Genomic DNA, 22,458 nt, shown 5'->3' on the forward strand with positions numbered 1-22,458 from the left:
GTATTGACATGAGTACAGATCAAGATCAGATGGCAAATGATTGGGCTGCAGCAATGGCTGAGCAAAGCAGTGTTGAGGCCACTGAATTAGAAGATTTTAACAATGATGAGGTTCCATTCTCGGCGGTCCAGCAACAAAAGCTAGACAGTATTCTTGATATTCCAGTTGTGATTTCGATGGAAGTTGGTCGTAGTAAAATTAGTATTCGTAATTTATTACAGTTAAACCAAGGCTCTGTTGTTGAACTCGATCGCATTGCGGGTGAACCGCTCGATGTCATGGTTAACGGTACATTGATTGCTCACGGTGAAGTCGTTGTCGTCAATGATAAATTTGGTATTCGTTTAACTGACGTTATCAGTCAAACCGAACGTATTAAAAAGCTTAAATAATATGAACGATATCGATATGCTGCAATGGCTATTATCATTGCTTGTAGTTATTGCGGTTATCGTAATACTCGCTTTTTTGGCGAAAAAGGCGCGTGTATTTGGCAGTAATCACCAACAGCTAAACGTTGTCGCAACATTACCGCTAGGGCCGAAAGAACGTATCATGGTCGTACAAGTGGGGTCAGAACAAGTGCTACTAGGTGTGACAGGACAACAAATCAATCTGCTCAAAGAACTTGAACAACCACTGGTAAATAGCCAACCAGAACTCAATCCATTTGCTACTAAATTAGCCCAGATGATGAAACAGCATAATGAAAAATAAGTTTACGGTATTACTGTCGCTGGTACTGCTCTTCTTCACTTCTGCTGCATGGGCTGATAATTCGGTGATGTCGGCGGTGAAAGTGATCACAAACAGTGATGGCTCACAGGAATATTCGGTGTCATTGCAAATTTTAGCCATGATGACGGCGCTGAGTTTTCTACCCGCTGCGCTGATCATGATGACCTCTTTTACTCGCATCATCATTGTACTGTCTATTTTACGCCAAGCCTTAGGGTTACAACAAAGCCCCTCTAATCAAGTATTAGTGGGTATCACTTTATTCCTGTCCTTTTTCATTATGTCGCCTGTATTTGAGCGTATTAATGACAATGCGCTACAGCCTTATTTGAGTGAAGAACTGACCTCGATGCAAGCCTTTGAACAGGCTAAATTGCCGATGCAACAATTCATGTTGGCACAAACCCGGGTGACCGATATTGATACCTTCATGCGGATAGCGAAAGTCGAAGCTAATTCTCCAGAAGAAGTCCCTTTCCGCGTATTGATCCCCGCATTTGTTACCAGCGAATTAAAAACCGCCTTTCAAATTGGATTTATGGTGTTCATTCCATTTTTGATTATTGACTTGGTAGTGGCGAGTATTTTGATGGCGATGGGTATGATGATGTTATCTCCGATGATTGTTTCATTACCTTTTAAGCTTATGTTGTTCGTGTTAGTCGATGGCTGGAGTTTAATTATGGGCACGCTTGCGGCTAGTTTTGGTTTATGACGACGCTCTTTATATACAAGTTCATCAATCGGCTTATAAGCCTGTTAATAAGTAATAGGGAGCATCATGGCACCTGAAGTCTTTGTCGATATATTTAGACAAGCATTATGGACCGTATTACTGCTGGTATGTGCGGTTGTTGTTCCGGGGTTATTAGTCGGTTTAGTGGTCTCTGTCTTTCAGGCCGCGACCTCAATTAATGAACAAACATTAAGTTTCTTACCACGTTTAATCGCGACCTTGTTGGCACTCATTTATGGTGCGCATTGGGGCTTTGCCCGTTTGATGGATTTTTTTACCAATATGATGCTCCAGATCCCACAAGTTGTAGGCTAATTAGTGGAGATTCTATCGGCTGATATTATGACGTTTATGGCCAGTTATATTTGGCCGTTTGCACGCCTTTCTGGCATGGTTATGGTCATGATAGTCAGTGGTGCGAAAACAACGCCACCCATGATCCGGTTATTTTACTGTCTTGCGCTCACCGCGATGGTCGCGCCTGTATTACCACCTATGCCTAATGTCGAACTGTTCTCTTTGGGCAGTTTTATGATTATCCTGCAACAGAGTCTGATTGGTATTGCGATTGGTTTTGTCACCGTCATGCTGATTCAGACATTTGTTATTGCGGGGCAAATTATTGCGATGCAAACCAGTTTAGGTTTCGCTGCGATGGCCGATCCTGGATCCGGTCAGACTTCACCTGTTATTGGTCAAATCTATATTTTATTAGGCACTCTGGTTTATCTATCCGTTAATGGTCATTTATTTATGATCGAAACAGTCGTTAAATCTTTTGAGACACTTCCGGTGTCCGCGTCTGGTTTAATGGCTGTTCAGTACTATGAAATAGCGGGCTGGATGTCGGTAATGATCGCTGCTGCATTGAGTATGTCATTGTCTGCGGTTGTTGCTATGCTCGTGATTAACTTTTCATTTGGTGTGATGACCAAAGCTGCACCGCAACTAAATGTATTTAGTTTAGGTTTCGCGGTTGGTATGGTGGCAGGCTTATTTATTATTTACTTATCATTAAAAAGTTTTATGTTTCATTTTAATGCCCAATGGCAGAGAGCGGGTGAATTGATTTGTTCGCTGCTCAATAATGCTTGTGCGTATTAACGCCGCTCACCACATTAGGATAAAGGTATTTCCTCATGGCTGAAAAAGACGGACAGGAACAAACCGAAGACGCCACCGAGAAAAAGATCACCCAAGCCAGAGAGAAAGGTCAGGTAGTACGTTCGAAAGAACTCGCGACGACCTTGGTACTGACGGCAAGTGGTGCCGCTTTCCTTGCTTTTGGTGATGCACTCGCCCGTGCGCTAGTGACTAATATGACGCGTTTATTTAAACTCGACCGTGAAGATGTATTCAATCCTGATGCCTTGATCGAAATTGTTGGCGCGAGTGTTAAACCGTTATTTTGGCCCCTGTTCGGTATTATGATTGTGGGATTTTTTGCCGGTATTATTGGTAATGTTATGATGGGGGGCATGGTTTTTAGTGGGGAATCTATTCGTCCGAAAGCATCAAAAATGTCACCTAAAGCAGGTCTTAAAAGAATGATGGGACCGCAAGCCATGGTTGAATTGATTAAATCAATTGCCAAGGTTACGGTTGTCGTGACGATTGCCTTGTTGGTGCTAAAAGTGCAGTTTTTACAGATTATGGAGTTTAGTCTCCAGCCATTGCATATTTCGATTGTCCAATCGCTGAGTTTTTTGACTGATATTTTTATTTGGTTGTGTGCATCTTTGATTATTATTGTCGCGATTGATGTGCCTTACCAATATTGGAAACATGCGAAAGAATTGCGGATGACCAAGCAAGAAGTTAAAGATGAAATGAAAGATGTGAATGGTAATCCACAGTTAAAAGGCAAGATCCGACAAATGCAGATGGAGGTATCGCAACGTCGTATGATGGGTGATGTTCCTGACGCTGATGTGATTATTACCAATCCAACACATTATTCTGTGGCGTTAAAATATGAAAAAACCGGTAACACCGCCCCTAAAGTTGTGGCTAAAGGTGTTGATCAAGTGGCATTCCGTATTCGTGAAATGGCGAAAGAACACAAAGTACCAATCTTAGAGTCTGCGGCTTTAACACGTGCTATTTATCATACCACTGAGATTGATGATCCAATACCTGAAGGGTTATTTATCGCGGTAGCACAGATACTTGCCTATGTTTATCAGCTTGAACAATTTAAACAACGTAAAGGTAATCGGCCTAAACCGCTACCAAAAACCATAGATATTCCTGATGACCTAAAATATTAGTGTCATTTGTGGACTTCAACACTGAATGCTTTTGCCTTCGGTATGATTATTGCTTTATACTATCAAGCATAAAATTTTGAGGTCTCGTAATGCAAGTAGCAGCAAATCTGTCAAAAATCTGGGGTAAAAGAGCGATTGCGCTAGAAAATATCGGTACCCCGATAGTTGTGTTAGCTACACTCGGCATGGTTGTATTACCGATACCTGCATTCCTATTAGATGTGTTCTTTTCTTTTAATATCGCTTTATCGTTATTAATTCTGCTTGTTTCTATATACGTCAATAAACCACTTGATTTTGCTGCATTTCCGACGGTTTTGTTAATTGCAACATTACTACGCTTAGCCCTGAATGTAGCATCAACGCGAGTGGTGTTGTTAGAAGGGCATAATGGCGGTGATGCTGCGGGACAAGTTATCGATGCCTTTGGTTCTGTTGTGATCGGCGGGAATTTGGCGGTGGGCCTCATCGTGTTTATGATTTTAATGATTATTAACTTTGCCGTGGTGACCAAAGGTGCGGGACGTATCTCGGAAGTAAGTGCGCGTTTTACGCTCGATGCTATGCCAGGTAAACAGATGGCCATTGATGCCGATTTGAACGCCGGTATTATTGACCAAGAGCAAGCCAAATTACGCCGAGAAGAAGTTACTCAAGAAGCTGATTTTTATGGTTCGATGGACGGTGCCAGTAAATTTGTAAAAGGTGATGCGGTTGCCGGTTTATTGATTTTATTTATTAATATTATCGGTGGCCTTATCATTGGTGTTTCACAGCATGATTTAAGTTTTGCGGAAGCGGGTGAGATTTACACATTATTGACCATTGGTGATGGTCTGGTTGCGCAGATACCGTCACTACTCTTATCGATCGCTGCAGCGATAATTGTTACCCGTCAAAATAAAGACGAAAAACTCGGCACCCAAGTCACGAGCCAAATGGTGGCTAATCCCAAAGCATTGGCTGTTGTTGCTGTCATTATGACGGTAATGGGGTTAGTACCGGGTATGCCACACCTTGCTTTCATCGGTTCTGGTGTGCTTACTGGCACTTGGGCTTGGTGGTTAATGAAAGCAGCAGCTAAGCGTGAAGAAGAGAAAACCAATATTCCAGAAAATACCGCCATTGACGCGACGTTGAATGATCAAAAAGATCTGGACTGGGATGATGTTAAACCGGTAGATACGATTGGTTTGGAAGTAGGTTACCGTTTAATTCCGATGGTTGATAAGAGCCAAGGTGGTGAGTTATTAAACCGTATTAAGGGTGTTAGAAAGAAACTTTCTCAAGAATTGGGTTTCTTGGTGCCCGCAGTGCATATTCGTGACAATCTCGAATTACCACCAAATTGTTATAGTATTAACATTATGGGGGTCTCAAATGGCGAAATTGAAATTTTCCACGATAAAGAATTAGCCATTAACCCTGGTCAGGTTTACGGCAAGATCGATGGGATTGCAACCATCGATCCTGCTTTTGGCTTACCGGCTTTGTGGATTAATCCCCAACAGCGTGATCAAGCGCAAACCTTGGGTTATACAGCTGTTGACTCTGCGACAGTTGTTGCGACACACTTGAGTCAGTTGTTACTGAACAATGCCGCACAATTACTCGGTTATGAAGAAGTGCAGAATTTATTAGATGTGTTAGCGAAAACACACCCTAAATTGGTCGAAAGCTTAGTCCCTGAAATTTTACCGTTAGGGGTTGTTGTGAAAGTATTGAAAGGACTTTTACATGACAACGTGCCAATTCGAGATATTCGCACCATTGTTGAAACAATGGCTGAATATGGTACCAAAACACAAGATCCAGAAGTGTTGATTTCTGCTTGCCGTGTAAGTTTACGCCGCATGATTGTTCAGGATATAAATGGTATCGACAGTGAATTACCTGTTGTGACACTGGCACCAGAATTAGAGCAAATATTACACCAGTCTTTACAGGCAGCAGGTAGTGAAGGTGCGGGTATTGAACCTGGTTTAGCTGAACGGATGCAAACCTCATTAACAGAGGTAGCACAAAATCAAGAATTAGCGGGACAACCGGCGATCTTACTTACCTCTGGGGTATTAAGGTCAACATTGGCGAAATTTGTGAAATACTCAATACCCTCATTACGCGTATTATCATATCAAGAAGTACCTGATGATAAACAGATTAGAATTGTCAGTGTTGTTGGTCAATAACACGTAAATAAAAAATTTAAGTAGCGAACTGAACTAAGGATGTTAAGTTGAAAATAAAGCGCTTTTTTGCCAAAGATATGCGAGCGGCATTGGCTGAAGTCAAAGAGGTTCTTGGCCCTGACGCTGTTATTATGTCTAACAAAAAGGTCACCGGCGGCATTGAAATAGTTGCTGCTGTGGATTTCTCTGAAAGTAAGCCTGTCGCAGCCGAAAAAGCACGCGAACCAAAAACTGTAGCAAATAAATCAGACCGTCAACTTTCTGAAGACTCCGTCAATTTATCGGCATCTAAATTCAGTTTCAAAAGATTAATCAATAATGAACTGTCACAGCAAGCAGAACCAGATCGAGCCGTCGCGCCAAATGACTCATTAGCGAGCTTATTAGCGCGTCAGCAAGAACATAAACAGCAAATGTCACAAGTAATAAATAACGATGATAATGCGCGTGAAAAAAATAATTGGGATACCAGTTTTTTAAAGAAACCGGTCGCTCGTCGCTTTGCTGAACGTCCAAATACTGCTCCGGCGACACTTGCAGAACAAAATGAAATGCGTGATGGTATGGCGCGCTCTTCTCAACAAAATGGTTATAAGCAGTTTGAGTCTACGGCACCGAAAAGTGACAACCAACAAGACATTAGTGCGATGAAGGCAGAGCTTGCTTCAATCCGAAAGTTGCTTGAGCATCAAGTATCAGGATTACAGTGGCAGGAAGTTGAACGTAATGAACCTATTCGTGCTATGTTGATCAAACATTTGGTTAAGATTGGTTTTACCGAAGAGGTTGCAGACCAACTAGCTAACTCTGTGGCTGAAAACTGTTCGATTGAGTCGGCTTGGGATCAGATTGAAGCGTTACTGACGGACAGCGTTCTCATTGCGCAAGATGATATTTTAAGTAAAGGTGGTGCAGTTGCATTAGTTGGCCCAACGGGCGTGGGCAAAACGACAACTATCGCCAAATTAGCGGCAAAATTTGCCATGTTACATGGTTCAGAGAATGTTGCGCTGATTACGACTGATACATATCGTATTGGTGCTCACGAACAATTAGCGACTTACGGCCGTATTATGGGGTGTGTTGTTAAAGTTGCCCGTGATGAAGCAGAATTGGCACAATACTTGTATCAATTAAGAAGTAAACGTTTAGTTTTGATTGACACTGCCGGTATGGGACAGCGTGACAAACGTTTATCCGAACAGCTAGAAACATTAGTTAATAATGAAAAAGTCGTTATTCGTAACTATTTGGTTGTCCCGGCAACTGCGCAGCGTAGAGTTGTACAAGAAACATTAGAGCATTTTCACCACATTCCGTTAGCGGGCTGCATTTTAAGTAAAGTGGATGAAAGTTTAAGCTTAGGTGAGATTTTAAGCGTATTAATACAACATGAACTACCTATTGCATATATCACAAATGGGCAAAGGGTTCCTGAAGATATAGATTCAGCCAATGCGCAGCAATTAGTTCGTACTGTACTGAACAGAGATACGCTAGAAGAACAAAACGATACGCATTTTTGGTTAGGCGATGATAAATAGTAATGAATAAAAATATTTTTTTCGATCAAGCAAGTGGTCTAAGACAAATGAGTAATAACAAAAAAGTTAAAGTTATTGCCGTTTCAGGTGGCAAAGGTGGCGTAGGTAAAACTAACGTAACACTGAACATGGCAGTATCACTCGCGGCCCAGGGCAAGCGAGTCATGGTTTTAGATGCCGACCTTGGGTTGGCAAATGTCGATGTTTTACTCGGCTTACGTGTACATAAAAATATTTCTCACGTTATTTCAGGGGAATGTACATTAGATGATATTTTGATTGAAGGTCCTAATGGGATCTTAATCGCGCCAGCAACCTCTGGTACGCGTTCGATGGTTGAGTTATCAATACAAGAACATGCTGGCTTAATCCGTGCGTTTGCAGAATTGAAAACACCGATTGATGTGCTGCTGGTTGATACTGCTGCGGGTATTTCGGAGATGGTATTAAGTTTTTGCCGTGCTTCACAAGATATCATCATGGTGGTGTGTGATGAACCGACATCAATCACGGATGCTTATGCATTAATTAAATTACTCTCCAAAGAACACGGTGTTCATCGTTTTAAAATTGTGGCCAATATGGTGCGCAGTTTACGTGAAGGCCAAGAATTATTTACTAAATTGACGCGTGTAACGGATCGGTTTTTAGATGCAACATTAGAGCTTGTTGCTTGTATCCCGTTTGATAACAGTGTTCGTCAAGCCGTTCGTAAACAGAAAGTGGTTGTCGAAGCATTTCCAAAAGCGCCCGCTTCATTGGCGTTTAGAGCGTTAGCAAGTCGAGCTGCAACTTGGCCAGTACCGAATAAAGTCGGCGGTCATTTGGAGTTTTTCATTGAGAACCTGTTTGAAAACAAATCTAGGGTAGAAGATTGAAGTGAATAAGGCATCCGCTTACAGTAACATCCAGTCGCAACAGAATCATGCTGTTGAGCAATTCGGTTTTTTAGTAAAACGAATTGCCCATCACTTGCTTCTCCGTTTGCCGCCGAGTGTTCAGTTAGATGATTTAATCCAGTCGGGTATGATTGGATTACTGGATGCTGCGCGCAACTTTGATGGCTCTAAAGGCGCTAGCTTTGAAACTTATGCCGGTATTCGTATCCGCGGCTCAATGATTGATGAAATGAGACGTGGGGATTGGGTTCCAAGATCGGTACATAAAAATGGCCGTGATATTGCTGCCGCCATTGACCGTATCGAAAAACAAACGGGTACGGATGCAAAAGATACTGATATTGCTGAAGAATTAAGCGTAAGCCTGACTGACTACCATAGTATGTTGATGGATGTTAATAGTGGGCATATATTGGCGGTCGAAGATTTGACCGCGAGTAATGAAGATGCCTATTCAGTTTACGAAGGAAAATCAAGCACCCCTTGTGCTGATTTTTCTGAGCAGCGTTTTCAGCAAGCATTAGCAAACTGCATTAAAACACTACCCGAAAGAGAAAGCTTAGTCTTATCGCTTTATTACGATGAAGAGTTAAACCTAAGAGAGATCGGGGAAGTACTCAGTGTCAGCGAGTCTCGTGTGAGTCAAATACACAGCCAAGCGATGCATCGAGTGAAAGCGCGTATGCATGCTTGGTTAGATGACTAAGTTTAATTGGTACTATTTATCTAGTACTTGAATATTGAAGTAATATATTTATGGGTTCAGGGACTGTAAATATTGTAATTACTTATTTTGGAGAACAACTTGAAAAAGCAAATTAAAATTCTTATTGTCGATGATTTTTCTACGATGAGACGTATCATTAAAAACTTACTTCGTGATCTTGGTTTTAGCAATACCTATGAAGCTGATGACGGCAACACGGCATTACCTATGCTAAAAAATGGCGATTATGACTTTGTTGTCACTGATTGGAATATGCCCGGCATGCAAGGTATCGATCTACTTAAAGAGATCCGTAAAGACCAAGCGCTATGTCATATCCCAGTGTTGATGGTTACCGCTGAAGCGAAACGCGAACAGATTATTGAAGCTGCTCAATCAGGTGTGAACGGTTATATCATTAAACCATTTACAGCAGCGACACTAAAAGAAAAATTAGAGAAAATCTTCGAACGAATTCAATAAGCAAGGATGCGCATGAGTGAACAACAAGAACCGTTGATTTCATTAGAAGAAGCTAAAGAACTGGTGACACTGCTAGAGTGTGGCCAGGTAGAGATGGCAAATGAAATAATTACTAAAATTCAGAATGAAAATTCAGATGCTCTATTTGAAAAAGTGGGCGTGTTAACACGCCAGTTACATGATTCATTAGAAGATTTTCAATTAGACACGCGTATTGAAAGCTTCGCTAACGATGAGTTTCCAGATGCTCGTGAGCGTTTGAATTATGTTATTGAGATGACGGATAAAGCCGCCAATCGAACCATGGATGCTGTTGAAGCCTGCTTACCTATTGCAGATAGTTTTAACGATCGCATTCAACAAGTGATGCCAAATTGGAAAAACTTGATGAGTCGTGATTTACAACTGGGTCAATTTAAAGAACTTTGTAAATTATTAGACGATTTTCTTCAAGTTTCAGTATCTGATGCCGATAGTTTAAGACAGTATTTAACTGAAATTCTCATGGCGCAAGATTTTCAAGATTTGACTGGTCAAATGATCCGTCGCGTGATTAATTTAGTACAAGAAGTTGAAGTTAAATTAGTTGAAATGTTAACGATGTTTGGTGAGGCCTCAAAGCCACTAAGTATAATAACAGAACCAGTTAAAAAAGAAATAAATGGCATTGAGGCGGAAGGTCCAATCATGAATGCGAGTGAACGCGTTGATGTTCTAGACGGCCAAAATGATGTTGATGATTTACTATCAAGTTTAGGATTTTAAGGGAGATATTGATGAGCTTTGATGTTGATGAAGATATTCTACAGGACTTCCTGATTGAAGCATCTGAAATTCTGGAATTACTCTCGGAACAACTCGTTGATTTAGAAAAAAGCCCAGAAGACGCTGAGTTGCTTAATGCAATTTTCAGGGGCTTTCATACCGTTAAAGGTGGCGCAGGGTTCTTAGCATTATCAGAATTAGTTGATATTTGCCACGGTGCAGAAAATGTGTTTGATAGCCTGCGTAACGGCTTAAGAACAGTAACATCAGAGCTGATGGATGTCATTCTTAAATCATTGGATTGTGTCAATGTGATGTTTGTAGCGATTCAAGAACGTGAACCATTAATTGCTGCAGATGCGGAATTAATTCATCAACTTCATTTGCTTACTCAACCTGAATCTGCTGCGACAGAAACTGTCGTAGAGGTGGCTTCTGAACCGGTAATAGCGGCTACAACGTCTGCTACTACTGGTAATGAGTCTGGTATTGAGGGAATGTCAGAACTTGAATTTGAACAATTGCTGGATGAACTACACGGTAAAGGTACCGCACCAACAGCAACGAATGCTGATGCTACGAAGCCGAGCACTGTTACTGTCGCTACCAGTTCCAATTCAGATTTTACGGATGATGAATTTGAAAAACTACTTGATGATCTGCATGGTGTTGGTCAGCATGCTAGCGCGACGAATATAAAGGCAACGTCAGCCCCTGTTGTTGCTACGCCAGCCGCTAGCAGCACTGAACTCAATGACGATGATTTTGAAAACTTACTGGATGAATTATACGGTAAGGGTAATGCACCAAGTGCCGCTGCAACAATCAAGAATGTGGTTAATGCTGCTGATTCTGTGGCAGCTATCAAGCCCGCGCCTGTTGCACAAGCTGCAACTGCTACACCAGTAGCAAAAGTGGCTCCAGCCGCCAAAAAATCGACTGAAACCGTGGCTGTAAAAGTAGAGAAAAAAGCGAAACCACAAGTTGATTCAACAGTGCGTGTAGATACTCGTACCCTCGATGAAATAATGAATATGGTCGGTGAATTAGTACTTGTCCGTAATCGTTTAGTGAGTTTAGGTATTTCAAGTAATGATGAAGACATGACGAAAGCTGTGTCTAATCTTGATGTTGTTACTGCCGATTTACAAGGTGCGGTAATGAAAACACGTATGCAACCAATCAAAAAAGTGTTTGGTCGTTTCCCGCGTGTTGTACGTGATTTAGCACGTAGTTTATCAAAAGACATTAATCTTGAAATGGTTGGCGAAGAAACCGATTTAGATAAGAACTTAGTGGAAGCACTTGCTGATCCACTGGTTCACTTAGTGAGAAACTCGGTGGATCATGGTATTGAAATGCCAGATGTACGTGAAAAAAATGGCAAACCACGACAAGGGAAGATTACCTTATCAGCATCGCAAGAAGGCGATCATATTCGTCTAAAAATTGTAGATGATGGTGCGGGTATGGACCCTGAACGATTAAAAGAAATTGCGATTAAGCGTGGGGTACTTGATGCTGATGCAGCAGCAAGGATCTCAGACAACGAAGCATACAACCTTATTTTTGCTCCAGGTTTCTCAACCAAAGATCAGATATCAGATATTTCTGGTCGTGGTGTTGGTATGGATGTGGTTAAGACGGGTATCAGCAAACTGAATGGTACAATTTCGATCGACTCAAAACTGGGTACTGGTACAACGATTGAAATTAAAGTGCCGTTAACACTGGCGATTCTACCAACCTTGATGGTCGAGGTGGGTAAGCAAATCTTTGCTTTACCATTGACGAGTGTGAATGAAATCTTCCACTTGGATTTAAATAAAACCCATGTCGTCGATAACCAATTAACTATTATTGTCAGAGAAAAAGCGATCCCATTATTTTATCTGCAGGATTGGTTAACTAAAATGGACCCACAAGGCACTACGCGTAATAATCGTGGATTAGGGCATGTGGTTATTGTTCAGCTTGGTATTAAGCAAGTTGGCTTTGTTGTCGATAGCCTTATTGGGCAAGAAGAAGTTGTTATTAAAGCGTTAGATAACTTATTGCAAGGCACGCCGGGTATGGCGGGAGCTACAATCACCAGTGACGGTGGTATTGCGCTGATTTTAGATATTCCAAGTCTCTTAAATCATTACGCAAAACGCTAATTTGTTGATGCAGGGGGAAACCCCTGTGTGCTTTTACATTGAAGTAAACACATTGAAGTAGATAGATTAGATGAAAATAAAAGTTTTAGTCGTTGATGACTCCAGTTTTTTCAGACGTAGAGTAAGTGAAATCATTAATGCAGATCCAGAAATGGAAGTGATTGATACTGCTAAAAATGGTGAAGAGGCTATTACTAAAGCGAAGTCTTTACGTCCTGACGTTATCACCATGGATATTGAAATGCCGGTTCTTGATGGTATTTCCGCTGTTAAAGCGATCATGAAAGATACACCGACACCCATTTTAATGTTTTCGTCATTGACGCATCAAGGTGCTAAGTCAACGATTGCAGCATTAGAAGCGGGAGCGGCTAACTTCTTACCGAAAAAATTTGAAGATATAGCCAAAGACAAAGCGGAAGCGGTTCGATTACTACAACAAAACATTAAAGAAATCAGTAAACGCAGAAGTTTATTGAGAACACCCCGTATCACTCCTGCACCAGTTCGCAGCGCGACAGTTGCAGCTGATAACCGCATTAACACCGCAATTTTACAGCGTAAAAATACAGATGCAAGTCGATTACATACGACGAATTCGGTGAATGTTAGGCACGTTGCTCATGTCGATAACGCGGCAGTTGAAGCCCGAACGCCCGTTACAGTAAGCCGTGTGAGAAAACGTGCATCAGGTAAAAAATACAGTTTAATGGTTATCGGTGCTTCGACAGGCGGTCCTGTGGCATTACAAAATGTATTAACGCCTTTGCGCAGCGATTTTCCTCTGCCTATTTTGTTAATTCAACATATGCCCGCTACCTTTACTGCTGCATTTGCTGCACGACTGAATACCTTATGCCAAATTAAAGTAAAAGAAGCTGAGCATGGTGATCGTTTACAGCCTGGGGTTGCCTATTTAGCGCCTGGTGGTAAGCAGGTGCTAATTGAAAGCAAAGCGGGCGGCTTTACTTTAAAAGTAATAGAAAGTCCTGCGGGAATTAATTATAAACCGAGTGTTGATATTTCATTTGGCTCTGCGGCTCAGTTATATCACGATAAAGTATTAGCGATTGTACTCACGGGTATGGGCGCAGATGGACGTGATGGTGCTAAATTGCTAAAACAAAAAGGCAGTACGATATGGGCGCAAGATGCACAGTCTTGTGTTGTTTATGGTATGCCACAAGCAATTGTGAACGCTGGTTTAGCGGATGATCAGGTGAACCTGCAACAAATTGCAGAGCGCATTAATATTGAAGTTGGCTGTCGATAACGACATGCAGACAAGGTAGGGTAAAGTTGAAAGTTTGGACTGTTGCTAATCAAAAAGGTGGTGTTGGTAAAACGACCACTGCAATCTCTTTAGCAGGCTTACTGGCAGAACAGGGGCAGCGAGTATTATTGATTGATACGGATCCGCATGCATCATTAACCAGTTATCTAAATTATGATAGTGATGATTTAACTGTCGGATTGTTTGACCTTTTTGTCGCAGCCAAATTGGATGCAGAGCTGGTTCATAACGCGATAATAGAAACGCCTTACAACGGCATTAATTTATTACCAGCTACAATGTCACTGGCCACGTTAGATAGAACGTTAGGGCATCGTGATGGTATGGGACTTATTCTTAAGAATATTGTTACTTTAGTTACCGATGATTATGATTTTGTACTTATCGATTGCCCGCCTGTACTGGGCGTGATGATGGTGAATGCACTCGCCAGTTGTGATCGTATTTTAGTGCCAGTACAGACCGAGTTCTTAGCATTAAAGGGCTTAGATCGCATGGTGAAAACCTTTGAAATTATGCAGCGTAGTTGTACTAATAAATTTCAGTATACGGTCATTCCCACCATGTTTGATCGGCGTACTAAAGCATCGTTGATATCGTTACAAACCTTGCAGAAAAATTATAGCCGCAATGTTTGGCGAGCAGTGATCCCTGTAGATACGCAATTTAGAAATGCTAGCTTAAAACATATGCCACCATCTATGTATACTCGAAGTAGTCGAGGTGTTGCAGCCTATGCCGCATTACTACAAGATCTGCTGATTGAGGCAGAACAGGACCGAATGTATGGATAAGCCCACAAAGCATTCTGCGTTGGATGATTATTTTACATCCATGCTATCTGAGCCTGTTGTTGAAAAACCACAGGATGCTAAGGCTGCTGTAGAAAAAACGGTAGAGCCAAAACCTGCATTTAAAAAAGAGTTAACAAAAGAGTCGCAGAAAGTATTAACACCCTTATTTTCTGAAACAGAGCCTACGATAAAAAGTGATTTTAAAATACCTGAACCAGATGGTTCGGGATCATTAAGCGATTTAGATCAGTTGTTAGGTTCTGTCATTGATATTGACTTGGCGGATATTGATTTATCGGTATTAGATAATATTGACGCGACAACAACGCCGATGGTTTCTGAAGTTGAAAGCACTGATACCATGATAACGATCACACCTGCAGAAACTAATACTATCCTAGATAATCATGTGGAAAGTGTGTCGGTATCGGACATTGAGCGAGTACAGGAATCTGAACCTGTTGAGCAATGGAAAAATATTGAGTTAGAAGAGAACTTTCAAGCTCTGTTCTTTGAAGTCGCAGGTGTTATTTTTGCGGTACCATTGACCGAGCTGGGTGGTATTCATCAAGCCGAAACAGTAAACAGCTTATTTGGTAAACCGGATTGGTATTTAGGCCTTATGCAGCACCGAGAGCAGAAATTGAGTGTTGTCGATACTGCACAATGGGTTATGCCAGAGCAAAATATGGGCGAGATAGATTATAAATATCAGATCCAATTAAGTCAGTCGAATTGGGTACTAGGCTGCGAAAGCCTGCATGGTACTGAAACTTTAAACAGTAATGATATTAAATGGCGAAGTACACCTGGTAGTCGACCTTGGTTAGCTGGCATGGTTAAATCCCGCATGTGCGTATTATTACACGTAACCGAAATGATTAAATTGCTGGATAATGGCATCAATATTCATGGGCAATAGTAGAAGGAAATAAAACATGAGTCAGTCTCGAAACCTAGTGGAAAATGTAGCTGAAGATGAAGTACTACAATGGGTTACATTCAAGTTAGAGAATGAAATCTACGGTATTAATGTAATGCAAGTACAAGAAGTATTACGTTATACAGAAATTGCCCCAGTGCCTGGTGCACCAAACTACGTGATTGGTATTATTAATTTACGTGGTAATGTTGTCACTGTGATTGATACACGTGTACGTTTTGGTTTGATGCCATCAGAAGTGAGTGAAAATTCACGTATTGTTATCATCGAAGCTGAAAAACAAGTGATTGGTATTCTCGTTGACGGTGTTGCTGAAGTAGTATATCTACGTTCTTCAGAAATCGATATGGCACCTAGTGTGGGTACTGATGAAAGCGCTAAATTCATCCAAGGTGTATCGAACCGCGACGGCGAGTTACTTATCCTTGTTGATTTGAACAAGTTTTTGAGTGATGACGAATGGGATGAATTAAGCGGTTTATAAGCTTAATCCACCTTACTATCTAGAAAGCACTGTAATGATTGTTACAGTGCTTTTTTAATTGCTTTTTTAATTGCTATTTTATTGAAGGACTCAATATGCTTGCTTTGATTTTGTCTGGCGTTGCGCTTACAACAGCTGTTGCTGCGGTTATTGGCTACGTTGTATTATTTCGTAAGTTAACTAAACTACAGGCAACGCATAATCTATTGCTCAAAGATTTATCTAAATCAAGAGACTCTCTTCAAAAGCGTATCATTGAGTTAAGTACTTCAAATATTAATCTTGGTGGTGCAATTCAAGGAGTGGCCTCGGAATTACAGCAAACTAAATTCCAGCAAGATGAAATGAAAGAAGAGATGACTACACACGAACAACAAGACCCTGACAGCCGTTTTTATACGCGTGCAGTGAAGCTTGTTGAACTTGGCGCTACTCTTGAAGAAATCATGCGTGAGTGCGAACTACCACGCGCAGAAGCAGAATTATTATTAAGTTTCCATAAAAAGTAGCTTTAATTGCTTATATTCGACCAGTTATTGATATTGCTTAATTATGCTTAAAGCAGGAATATGTTAATATTCTTCCAGATTGATGCTGAAAGAATAAAAATGTATGTTGGAAGTTGTTAAGTTAAGCTGTATACGTGAAGATAATGTGTTGTTCTCTGATCTTAGTTTCACCGTTTCTAGTGGTGAAATAATTCAAATCGAAGGCCCGAATGGCGTAGGTAAAACCAGTTTACTGCGTTTATTAGCCGGACTTTCATCGCCAGCAGATGGCCATATTCTTTGGCAGAAAAGCAATACCTTAGAAGATCGTGAGGGCTATCATCAAGACTTACTCTACCTTGGTCATTTACCCGGTGTAAAAGCAGAACTGACCGCATTTGAAAATCTATTCTTTTACCATGCCATGCATAAAGCTGTCGCCAAAGATAAAATTTGGGAAGCACTTGCACAAGTCGGCCTTGCTGGTTATGAAGATCAATTAGCTTGTCACCTTTCAGCAGGACAGCAACGCCGTATTGCTTTAGCACGCCTATGGCTGTCGGACAAAAAGTTGTGGATCCTTGATGAACCTTTTACTGCTATTGATAAAAATGGCGTGAAAGTATTAGAGCGTTTATTTTTAGCCCATGCCGATAAAGGTGGCTGCGTTATTCTGACAACACACCAAGATTTACAATTTTCTGCGGGACGTTTACGTAAGATCACCTTAACCCGTCAACACTTAACTGAGTATTAATATGTTTGCTGTTTTTATACAGGTGATAAAGCGTGAATTGATCACAGCTTTTCGTCGTAAATCAGATATTTTAAATCCACTCTGGTTCTTTATTATTGTGATCACCCTTTTTCCGCTAGGAATAGGCCCTGAGCCAAACTTATTATTACGTATTGCCCCTGGCGTTATCTGGGTCGCTGCATTATTATCGGCATTATTGTCGATGGAACGTTTATTTCGAGATGACTTTCTCGATGGTTCATTAGAGCAGTTAATGCTAACGAACACCCCGTTAGGTGTTATTGTGACGGCGAAAGTTGTCGCACATTGGTTATTAACGGGCTTGCCGATTTTGTTTGTCTCACCTTTACTTGCGGTATTTTTATCGCTGGATAGCAATACATTTATTGCCACCTTTATTACGCTGTTACTCGGTACGCCTGTACTGAGCTTTGTTGGTGCGATTGGCGTGGCATTAACGGTTGGTTTACGTAAAGGAGGGGTATTACTGAGTCTGCTTATTTTACCGTTATTTATTCCGGTATTGATTTTTGCAACAAGTGCCATTGATGCGGCGAGTTTTGGCGTTTCCTATTCTGGACCCGTGGCGATTTTAGGGGCGATGCTCGTGGCGTCGGTTACTTTATCACCGTTTGCAATTGCCGCGTCATTGCGGGTTAGTTTGAGTTAAATTGTTAGTTAAAGCTTTTAATTAAAGAAAAGTAAAGTTAGTTTCAATCACTGTTTAGGTTCATATAATTGAGCCGTTATTTATGTAGAGAGTTTAATATGTGGAAATGGCTCCATCCTTATGCGAAACCAGAAAAAAGTTATAACTTAGCCGGTAAAATGTTGCCTTGGTTTGCATTATTTAGTGTTATATCACTGACAATCGGCATGATTTGGGGTTTTGCATTCGCGCCCGCTGATTATCAACAAGGCGATAGTTTCCGTATTATCTATCTACATGTACCTGCTGCATCACTATCCATGGGTGCATACTTAAGTATGGCGATAGCTGCTTTTATTGGTCTGGTCTGGCAATTAAAAATGGCTGACATGGCTGTGGCTGCGATTGCACCGATTGGTGCTGTATTTACAGCAATCGCATTATTCACTGGCGCTGTATGGGGTAAACCTATGTGGGGCGCTTGGTGGGTATGGGATGCACGTTTAACATCTGAACTTATTCTATTATTTTTATACCTTGGCGTGATTGCCATTTATGGTGCGTTTAGCGACAAAATATTAGCAGGCCGTGCTGCGGGAATTCTTGCTTTAGTGGGGGTCATTAATCTGCCTATCATTCATTATTCTGTTGAATGGTGGAACACCCTACATCAAAAAGCCACTATCAGTAAATTCGATAAACCGTCGATGGATACTGATATGTTGTGGCCATTACTGATTAACTTATTAGGCTTCGGTTTACTGTTTGGTACCTTGACCTTGATGCGCTTTAGAAATGAGTTAATTACCCGTGAGTCGCATAGACCTTGGGTGAAAAAATTATTTATCGAGGACAAGTAACATGCAATTTGATAGCTTTTCTGCTTTTTTAGCGATGGGTGGTTACGGCTTCTATGTCTGGCTAGCTGTGGCTTTTAGCGTACTGACATTGGGCTCATTAACGGTGAGTACTATTGTCAAACGTCGCCAAATTATTAACGAAATTCAAAATAAGCATCAACGTATTCAGCGAATGCGCGCAGCTGAAAAAATGGAGAATACTCTATGAACCCAAGACGTAAAAAACGCTTATCTATCGCTCTGGTGATTATCATTGGTTTAGGTAGTATGACTGGTCTTGTTCTATACGCATTAAAACAGAACATTGATTTATTTTACACGCCGACGCAACTTGTTGAGGGCTTAGGTGAAGATAAGGTCAAGCCTGAAATCGGTCAGCGTTTACGTATTGGTGGCTTAGTAATGCCTGGCACTGTCAAACGTAATATGGAAGATCTTAAAATTAGCTTTGTACTCAGTGATGATGGCGGTGGTCTTGTAACATTGGAATATGAAGGTATTTTACCCGATCTATTCCGTGAGGGGCAGGGTATTGTTGCTCAAGGTGTACTGAAGTCCGCGAATGTTATTGCCGCATCTGAAGTACTTGCTAAACATGACGAAGAATATATGCCACCCGAAGTTGCTGAAGCAATTAAAGGCATTAAGCATATGAAACCAGAATACGGTAACGAAACTAAATAAGGTAATTTGTAATGATTCCTGAGATAGGACATTTTAGTTTAATTGTCGCAACGGCGTTGTCGTTCTTGCTGGCAATTTATCCACTTATAGGCGCAAAGATTAATCATCCTGGTATGATTAATAGTGCTAAACCATTAGCCATTATGCAATTCTTGCTAATGAGTCTTTCATTTGCTGTTTTAGCTTACTCATTCGCGACGGATGATTTTTCAGTCGGTTATGTTGCAACTAACTCAAACTCATTATTACCGATACAGTATAAAATATCTGCTGTGTGGGGCGGTCATGAAGGGTCATTATTACTTTGGTCTTTAACGTTAGCTATTTGGACTGCTGCTGTTGCTGTGTTTAGCCGTGGTATTCCGAAGGTTGCACTCGCTCGCGTGCTTTCTGTGATGGGTATGATTGCGATTGGTTTTAACTTGTTTATTTTGTTAACGTCAAATCCATTTGATCGTACTTTGCCTTACTTACCGCTCGATGGTAATGACTTAAATCCATTGCTCCAAGATGTTGGCCTGATTTTCCATCCACCGATGTTATACATGGGTTATGTTGGCTTTTCTGTTGCTTTTTCTTTTGCGATTGCGGCATTGATGGCTGGTCGTCTTGATTCGGCATGGGCGCGTTGGTCTCGTCCTTGGACATTAATAGCTTGGGTGTTCTTAACATCTGGTATCGCATTGGGTAGTTGGTGGGCTTATTATGAACTCGGCTGGGGTGGTTGGTGGTTCTGGGATCCAGTAGAAAATTCATCATTTATGCCTTGGCTTGCAGGTACTGCGTTGATTCACTCACTTGCGGTAAGTGAAAAACGTGGTGTGTTTAAATCATGGACAGTACTATTATCGATTGCGGCCTTTAGCCTGAGTCTATTAGGTACCTTCTTAGTACGTTCTGGGGTATTGGTATCTGTGCATGCATTTGCGTCAGATCCTGCACGTGGTTTGTTTATTTTAGCCTTCTTAATTGCGGTTGTTGGTGGTTCATTACTGCTCTATGCAGTGAAAGGTTCAGAGATTAAGAGTCGTGGTAAATACGCTCTGTTTTCTCGTGAAACCTTCTTGTTAATGAATAACGTATTATTGATTGCAGCGCTATTAGTTGTACTGATTGGTACTTTGTTACCACTGGTACATAAAGAATTGGGTATGGGCTCGATTTCAATCGGTGTACCATTCTTTAATAATATTTTCTTCTACATGATTATTCCGTTTGCAATTGCCTTGGGTGTTGCTCCGTTATTACGTTGGAAGAAACAAGAAGCAGATTTACGTCCACTGTTTAAACAGTTAGCGGTAATTGCGGTAGCGAGTATCGTGTTAGCCGTTGCATTACCGGCAATCTTTGCGGACAAAATTAAGATTGTTGCAGTTGTTGGTTTTGCATTAGCTTTCTGGGTGATAATCACCAGTGCGCTAGAAGTGTATATCCGTGCAACGCATCGCCATAGTTTTGCTTCTGGTGTGATTAAACTCGGTCGTAGTCATTGGGCTATGGTACTTGGTCACGTTGGTCTAGCGATGATGCTGATTGGTATTTCTGCAACTCAGAATTACAAAATCGAAAAAGACTTACGTATGCAACCGGGCGATGAAGTGGTCTTTGCTGATTACTTATTCGAATTCGAAGGTATTGGTGAAGCGAATGGCTCGAATTACGAAGGTTATAAAGCGGTATTTAATATCAGTAAAAACGGTAAGTTTGTAACTGTAATGAACGCAGAAAAACGTAGCTATTTCGCACAACGTAGTATGCCAATGACTGAAGCCGCTATTGATTGGGGTGTGACGCGCGACCTCTATATAGCACTTGGTGAACAGTTAGAAGATGACTCATGGGCAATTCGTATTTATTACGAACCCTTCATTCGTTTCATCTGGTGGGGTGGCTTAGTCATGGCTATCGGTGGTTTATTAGCTGTATCTGATCGCCGTTACCGTTTTGTGAATAAACGTGTAGCGAAAGCACAATAATTAGGACAAGAATAATGACTAATGATGTGAAAAAAAAGAAACAGTTAATGACACGACTTATACCCTTAATCGTATTTTTATGTGTGTCTATTTTCCTTTACATTGGCTTATTTCGTGACGCAACCGTTTTAGAGTCGACCTTCATTGGTCGACCTGTTCCTGAGTTTGCATTAAACGATTTAGTTGAACCTGAGTTACAGCATGATAAAAGCGTGCTGTCAGGCAAACCTATGCTGTTAAACGTATGGGCTACGTGGTGCCCAACGTGTTACGCCGAGCATAAGTACTTAAATGAACTTGCTGAAGACGGTGTCTACATTGTTGGCATGAACTATAAAGACGAGCGCAAAAAAGCACTAAGATGGTTAGAAGAGCTAGATAACCCATACAAGATCAGTCTTTATGATCCTGATGGCATGCTCGGTCTTGATCTGGGTGTTTACGGCGCGCCTGAAACCTTTTTCATCGACAGCAAAGGCATTATCCAATACAAGCACGTAGGTGACATTAACCCGCGTAATTGGAATGGTGAACTGAAAGCTGTTTATGAGCAGTTAAAATAAGGGGTTAAGATGAAAAAATTATTCGTATTAATGACTTTAATGCTTAGTTTCAGTGTGGCGGCGGTCATCGATGTCTATGACTTTGAGACTGACGAGCAAGAAGCCTTGTTTAGAACATTAACGGCAGAGTTACGCTGCCCTAAATGTCAGAACAATAACCTTGCTGATTCGAATGCTTCGATTGCCAAAGACATGCGTCAAAAAACGTATAACATGGTGATTGAAGGTAAGGAAGAAGATGAGATTGTTACTTATTGGATCGATCGATTTGGTAACTTTGTTTTATACAAACCGCCAGTAACCTTAGGCACGGCCATTTTATGGGTTGGTCCAGGTTTATTTGTATTATTTGGTGGTCTGATTATTGTTCGTAACAGCCGTCGTAAAGTCAGTGTTGAAACGGATGATCGCGACGAAGAGTTATCGAGTGCGGAAAAAGACCGTTTGGCCAAAATTTTAAAGGATAGCGAGAAATAG

General features: G+C 41.2%; 26 protein-coding genes. All 26 read left to right on the top strand.

The genetic code is table 11. The annotated features are described in order from the left end of the window. Window positions 1-8: 8 nt before the first annotated feature. Window positions 9-392: a flagellar motor switch protein FliN gene (fliN, locus tag AKG98_RS01430; RefSeq protein ID WP_067040238.1), complete on the top strand. Its 384-nt coding sequence runs from the start codon at window positions 9-11 to the stop codon at window positions 390-392. Window position 393: 1 nt separating this feature from the next. Continuing rightward, window positions 394-717 carry a flagellar biosynthetic protein FliO gene (gene fliO, locus AKG98_RS01435; protein WP_067040241.1) on the top strand — a complete coding sequence of 108 codons (324 nt, stop codon included), beginning with the start codon at window positions 394-396 and terminating at the stop codon, window positions 715-717. Further along, window positions 707-1,453, top strand: coding sequence for a flagellar type III secretion system pore protein FliP (fliP, locus tag AKG98_RS01440; RefSeq protein WP_067040244.1), 747 nt, complete (start codon window positions 707-709; stop codon window positions 1,451-1,453). The genes fliO and fliP overlap by 11 nt, the downstream gene beginning before the upstream one ends. Before the next feature lie 66 nt (window positions 1,454-1,519). Continuing rightward, window positions 1,520-1,789, top strand: coding sequence for a flagellar biosynthesis protein FliQ (gene fliQ / locus AKG98_RS01445; protein WP_067040247.1), 270 nt, complete (start codon window positions 1,520-1,522; stop codon window positions 1,787-1,789). Window positions 1,790-1,792: 3 nt separating this feature from the next. After that, the gene (fliR, locus tag AKG98_RS01450) at window positions 1,793-2,578 is read left to right on the top strand and encodes a flagellar biosynthetic protein FliR (RefSeq protein ID WP_067040250.1); all 786 of its coding nucleotides are present in this window, start codon (window positions 1,793-1,795) and stop codon (window positions 2,576-2,578) included. 35 nt (window positions 2,579-2,613) lie between these two features. Then, complete coding sequence (flhB, locus tag AKG98_RS01455; RefSeq protein ID WP_067040253.1) at window positions 2,614-3,744, top strand: flagellar biosynthesis protein FlhB; 1,131 nt, start codon at window positions 2,614-2,616, stop codon at window positions 3,742-3,744. 89 nt (window positions 3,745-3,833) lie between these two features. After that, entirely contained in the window at window positions 3,834-5,933 is a 2,100-nt protein-coding gene (flhA, locus tag AKG98_RS01460; RefSeq protein WP_067040256.1) for a flagellar biosynthesis protein FlhA, read from the top strand. A 47-nt stretch (window positions 5,934-5,980) separates the two neighbouring features. Continuing rightward, complete coding sequence (gene flhF, locus AKG98_RS01465) at window positions 5,981-7,477, top strand: flagellar biosynthesis protein FlhF (RefSeq protein ID WP_067040258.1); 1,497 nt, start codon at window positions 5,981-5,983, stop codon at window positions 7,475-7,477. Window positions 7,478-7,479: 2 nt separating this feature from the next. After that, window positions 7,480-8,355, top strand: a complete 876-nt coding sequence (locus AKG98_RS01470; protein WP_067040261.1) for a MinD/ParA family protein — start codon at window positions 7,480-7,482, stop codon at window positions 8,353-8,355. 1 nt (window position 8,356) lies between these two features. Continuing rightward, window positions 8,357-9,082 carry an RNA polymerase sigma factor FliA gene (locus AKG98_RS01475; RefSeq protein ID WP_067040264.1) on the top strand — a complete coding sequence of 242 codons (726 nt, stop codon included), beginning with the start codon at window positions 8,357-8,359 and terminating at the stop codon, window positions 9,080-9,082. 99 nt (window positions 9,083-9,181) lie between these two features. After that, entirely contained in the window at window positions 9,182-9,565 is a 384-nt protein-coding gene (cheY, locus tag AKG98_RS01480) for a chemotaxis response regulator CheY (protein ID WP_017220961.1), read from the top strand. A gap of 12 nt (window positions 9,566-9,577) precedes the next feature. After that, entirely contained in the window at window positions 9,578-10,330 is a 753-nt protein-coding gene (locus tag AKG98_RS01485; RefSeq protein ID WP_067040267.1) for a protein phosphatase CheZ, read from the top strand. Window positions 10,331-10,341: 11 nt separating this feature from the next. After that, on the top strand, window positions 10,342-12,489 hold the full coding sequence (locus AKG98_RS01490) for a chemotaxis protein CheA (RefSeq protein WP_067040270.1): 2,148 nt from the start codon (window positions 10,342-10,344) through the stop codon (window positions 12,487-12,489). 70 nt (window positions 12,490-12,559) lie between these two features. Continuing rightward, complete coding sequence (locus AKG98_RS01495) at window positions 12,560-13,762, top strand: chemotaxis response regulator protein-glutamate methylesterase (protein WP_067040273.1); 1,203 nt, start codon at window positions 12,560-12,562, stop codon at window positions 13,760-13,762. A 26-nt stretch (window positions 13,763-13,788) separates the two neighbouring features. Next, complete coding sequence (locus AKG98_RS01500) at window positions 13,789-14,577, top strand: ParA family protein (protein WP_067040275.1); 789 nt, start codon at window positions 13,789-13,791, stop codon at window positions 14,575-14,577. Continuing rightward, window positions 14,570-15,499, top strand: coding sequence for a chemotaxis protein CheW (locus AKG98_RS01505; RefSeq protein WP_067040278.1), 930 nt, complete (start codon window positions 14,570-14,572; stop codon window positions 15,497-15,499). The genes AKG98_RS01500 and AKG98_RS01505 overlap by 8 nt, the downstream gene beginning before the upstream one ends. Before the next feature lie 16 nt (window positions 15,500-15,515). Next, window positions 15,516-16,004: a chemotaxis protein CheW gene (locus AKG98_RS01510; protein ID WP_067040281.1), complete on the top strand. Its 489-nt coding sequence runs from the start codon at window positions 15,516-15,518 to the stop codon at window positions 16,002-16,004. A 95-nt stretch (window positions 16,005-16,099) separates the two neighbouring features. After that, a complete protein-coding gene (locus tag AKG98_RS01515; protein ID WP_067040284.1) occupies window positions 16,100-16,513 on the top strand; it encodes a DUF2802 domain-containing protein in 414 nt (137 codons plus the stop codon). Window positions 16,514-16,616: 103 nt separating this feature from the next. Next, a complete protein-coding gene (gene ccmA, locus AKG98_RS01520) occupies window positions 16,617-17,249 on the top strand; it encodes a cytochrome c biogenesis heme-transporting ATPase CcmA (protein ID WP_067040287.1) in 633 nt (210 codons plus the stop codon). Window position 17,250: 1 nt separating this feature from the next. Next, window positions 17,251-17,919, top strand: coding sequence for a heme exporter protein CcmB (ccmB, locus tag AKG98_RS01525; protein WP_067040290.1), 669 nt, complete (start codon window positions 17,251-17,253; stop codon window positions 17,917-17,919). 98 nt (window positions 17,920-18,017) lie between these two features. Beyond that, window positions 18,018-18,758 (top strand): heme ABC transporter permease, encoded by a 741-nt coding sequence (locus AKG98_RS01530; protein ID WP_067040293.1) that lies wholly within the window; start codon window positions 18,018-18,020, stop codon window positions 18,756-18,758. A gap of 1 nt (window position 18,759) precedes the next feature. Then, window positions 18,760-18,966: a heme exporter protein CcmD gene (gene ccmD, locus AKG98_RS01535; RefSeq protein WP_067040296.1), complete on the top strand. Its 207-nt coding sequence runs from the start codon at window positions 18,760-18,762 to the stop codon at window positions 18,964-18,966. Beyond that, on the top strand, window positions 18,963-19,442 hold the full coding sequence (gene ccmE, locus AKG98_RS01540; RefSeq protein ID WP_067040299.1) for a cytochrome c maturation protein CcmE: 480 nt from the start codon (window positions 18,963-18,965) through the stop codon (window positions 19,440-19,442). The genes ccmD and ccmE overlap by 4 nt, the downstream gene beginning before the upstream one ends. Window positions 19,443-19,453: 11 nt before the next feature. After that, a complete protein-coding gene (locus tag AKG98_RS01545) occupies window positions 19,454-21,418 on the top strand; it encodes a heme lyase CcmF/NrfE family subunit (protein ID WP_067040302.1) in 1,965 nt (654 codons plus the stop codon). A 14-nt stretch (window positions 21,419-21,432) separates the two neighbouring features. After that, the gene (locus tag AKG98_RS01550) at window positions 21,433-21,981 is read left to right on the top strand and encodes a DsbE family thiol:disulfide interchange protein (protein ID WP_067040306.1); all 549 of its coding nucleotides are present in this window, start codon (window positions 21,433-21,435) and stop codon (window positions 21,979-21,981) included. Between the two features lie 9 nt (window positions 21,982-21,990). Next, on the top strand, window positions 21,991-22,458 hold the full coding sequence (locus AKG98_RS01555; protein ID WP_067040309.1) for a cytochrome c-type biogenesis protein: 468 nt from the start codon (window positions 21,991-21,993) through the stop codon (window positions 22,456-22,458).

This window comes from Moritella sp. JT01 (genome assembly GCF_001574435.1).
GTDB lineage: Bacteria > Pseudomonadota > Gammaproteobacteria > Enterobacterales > Moritellaceae > Moritella.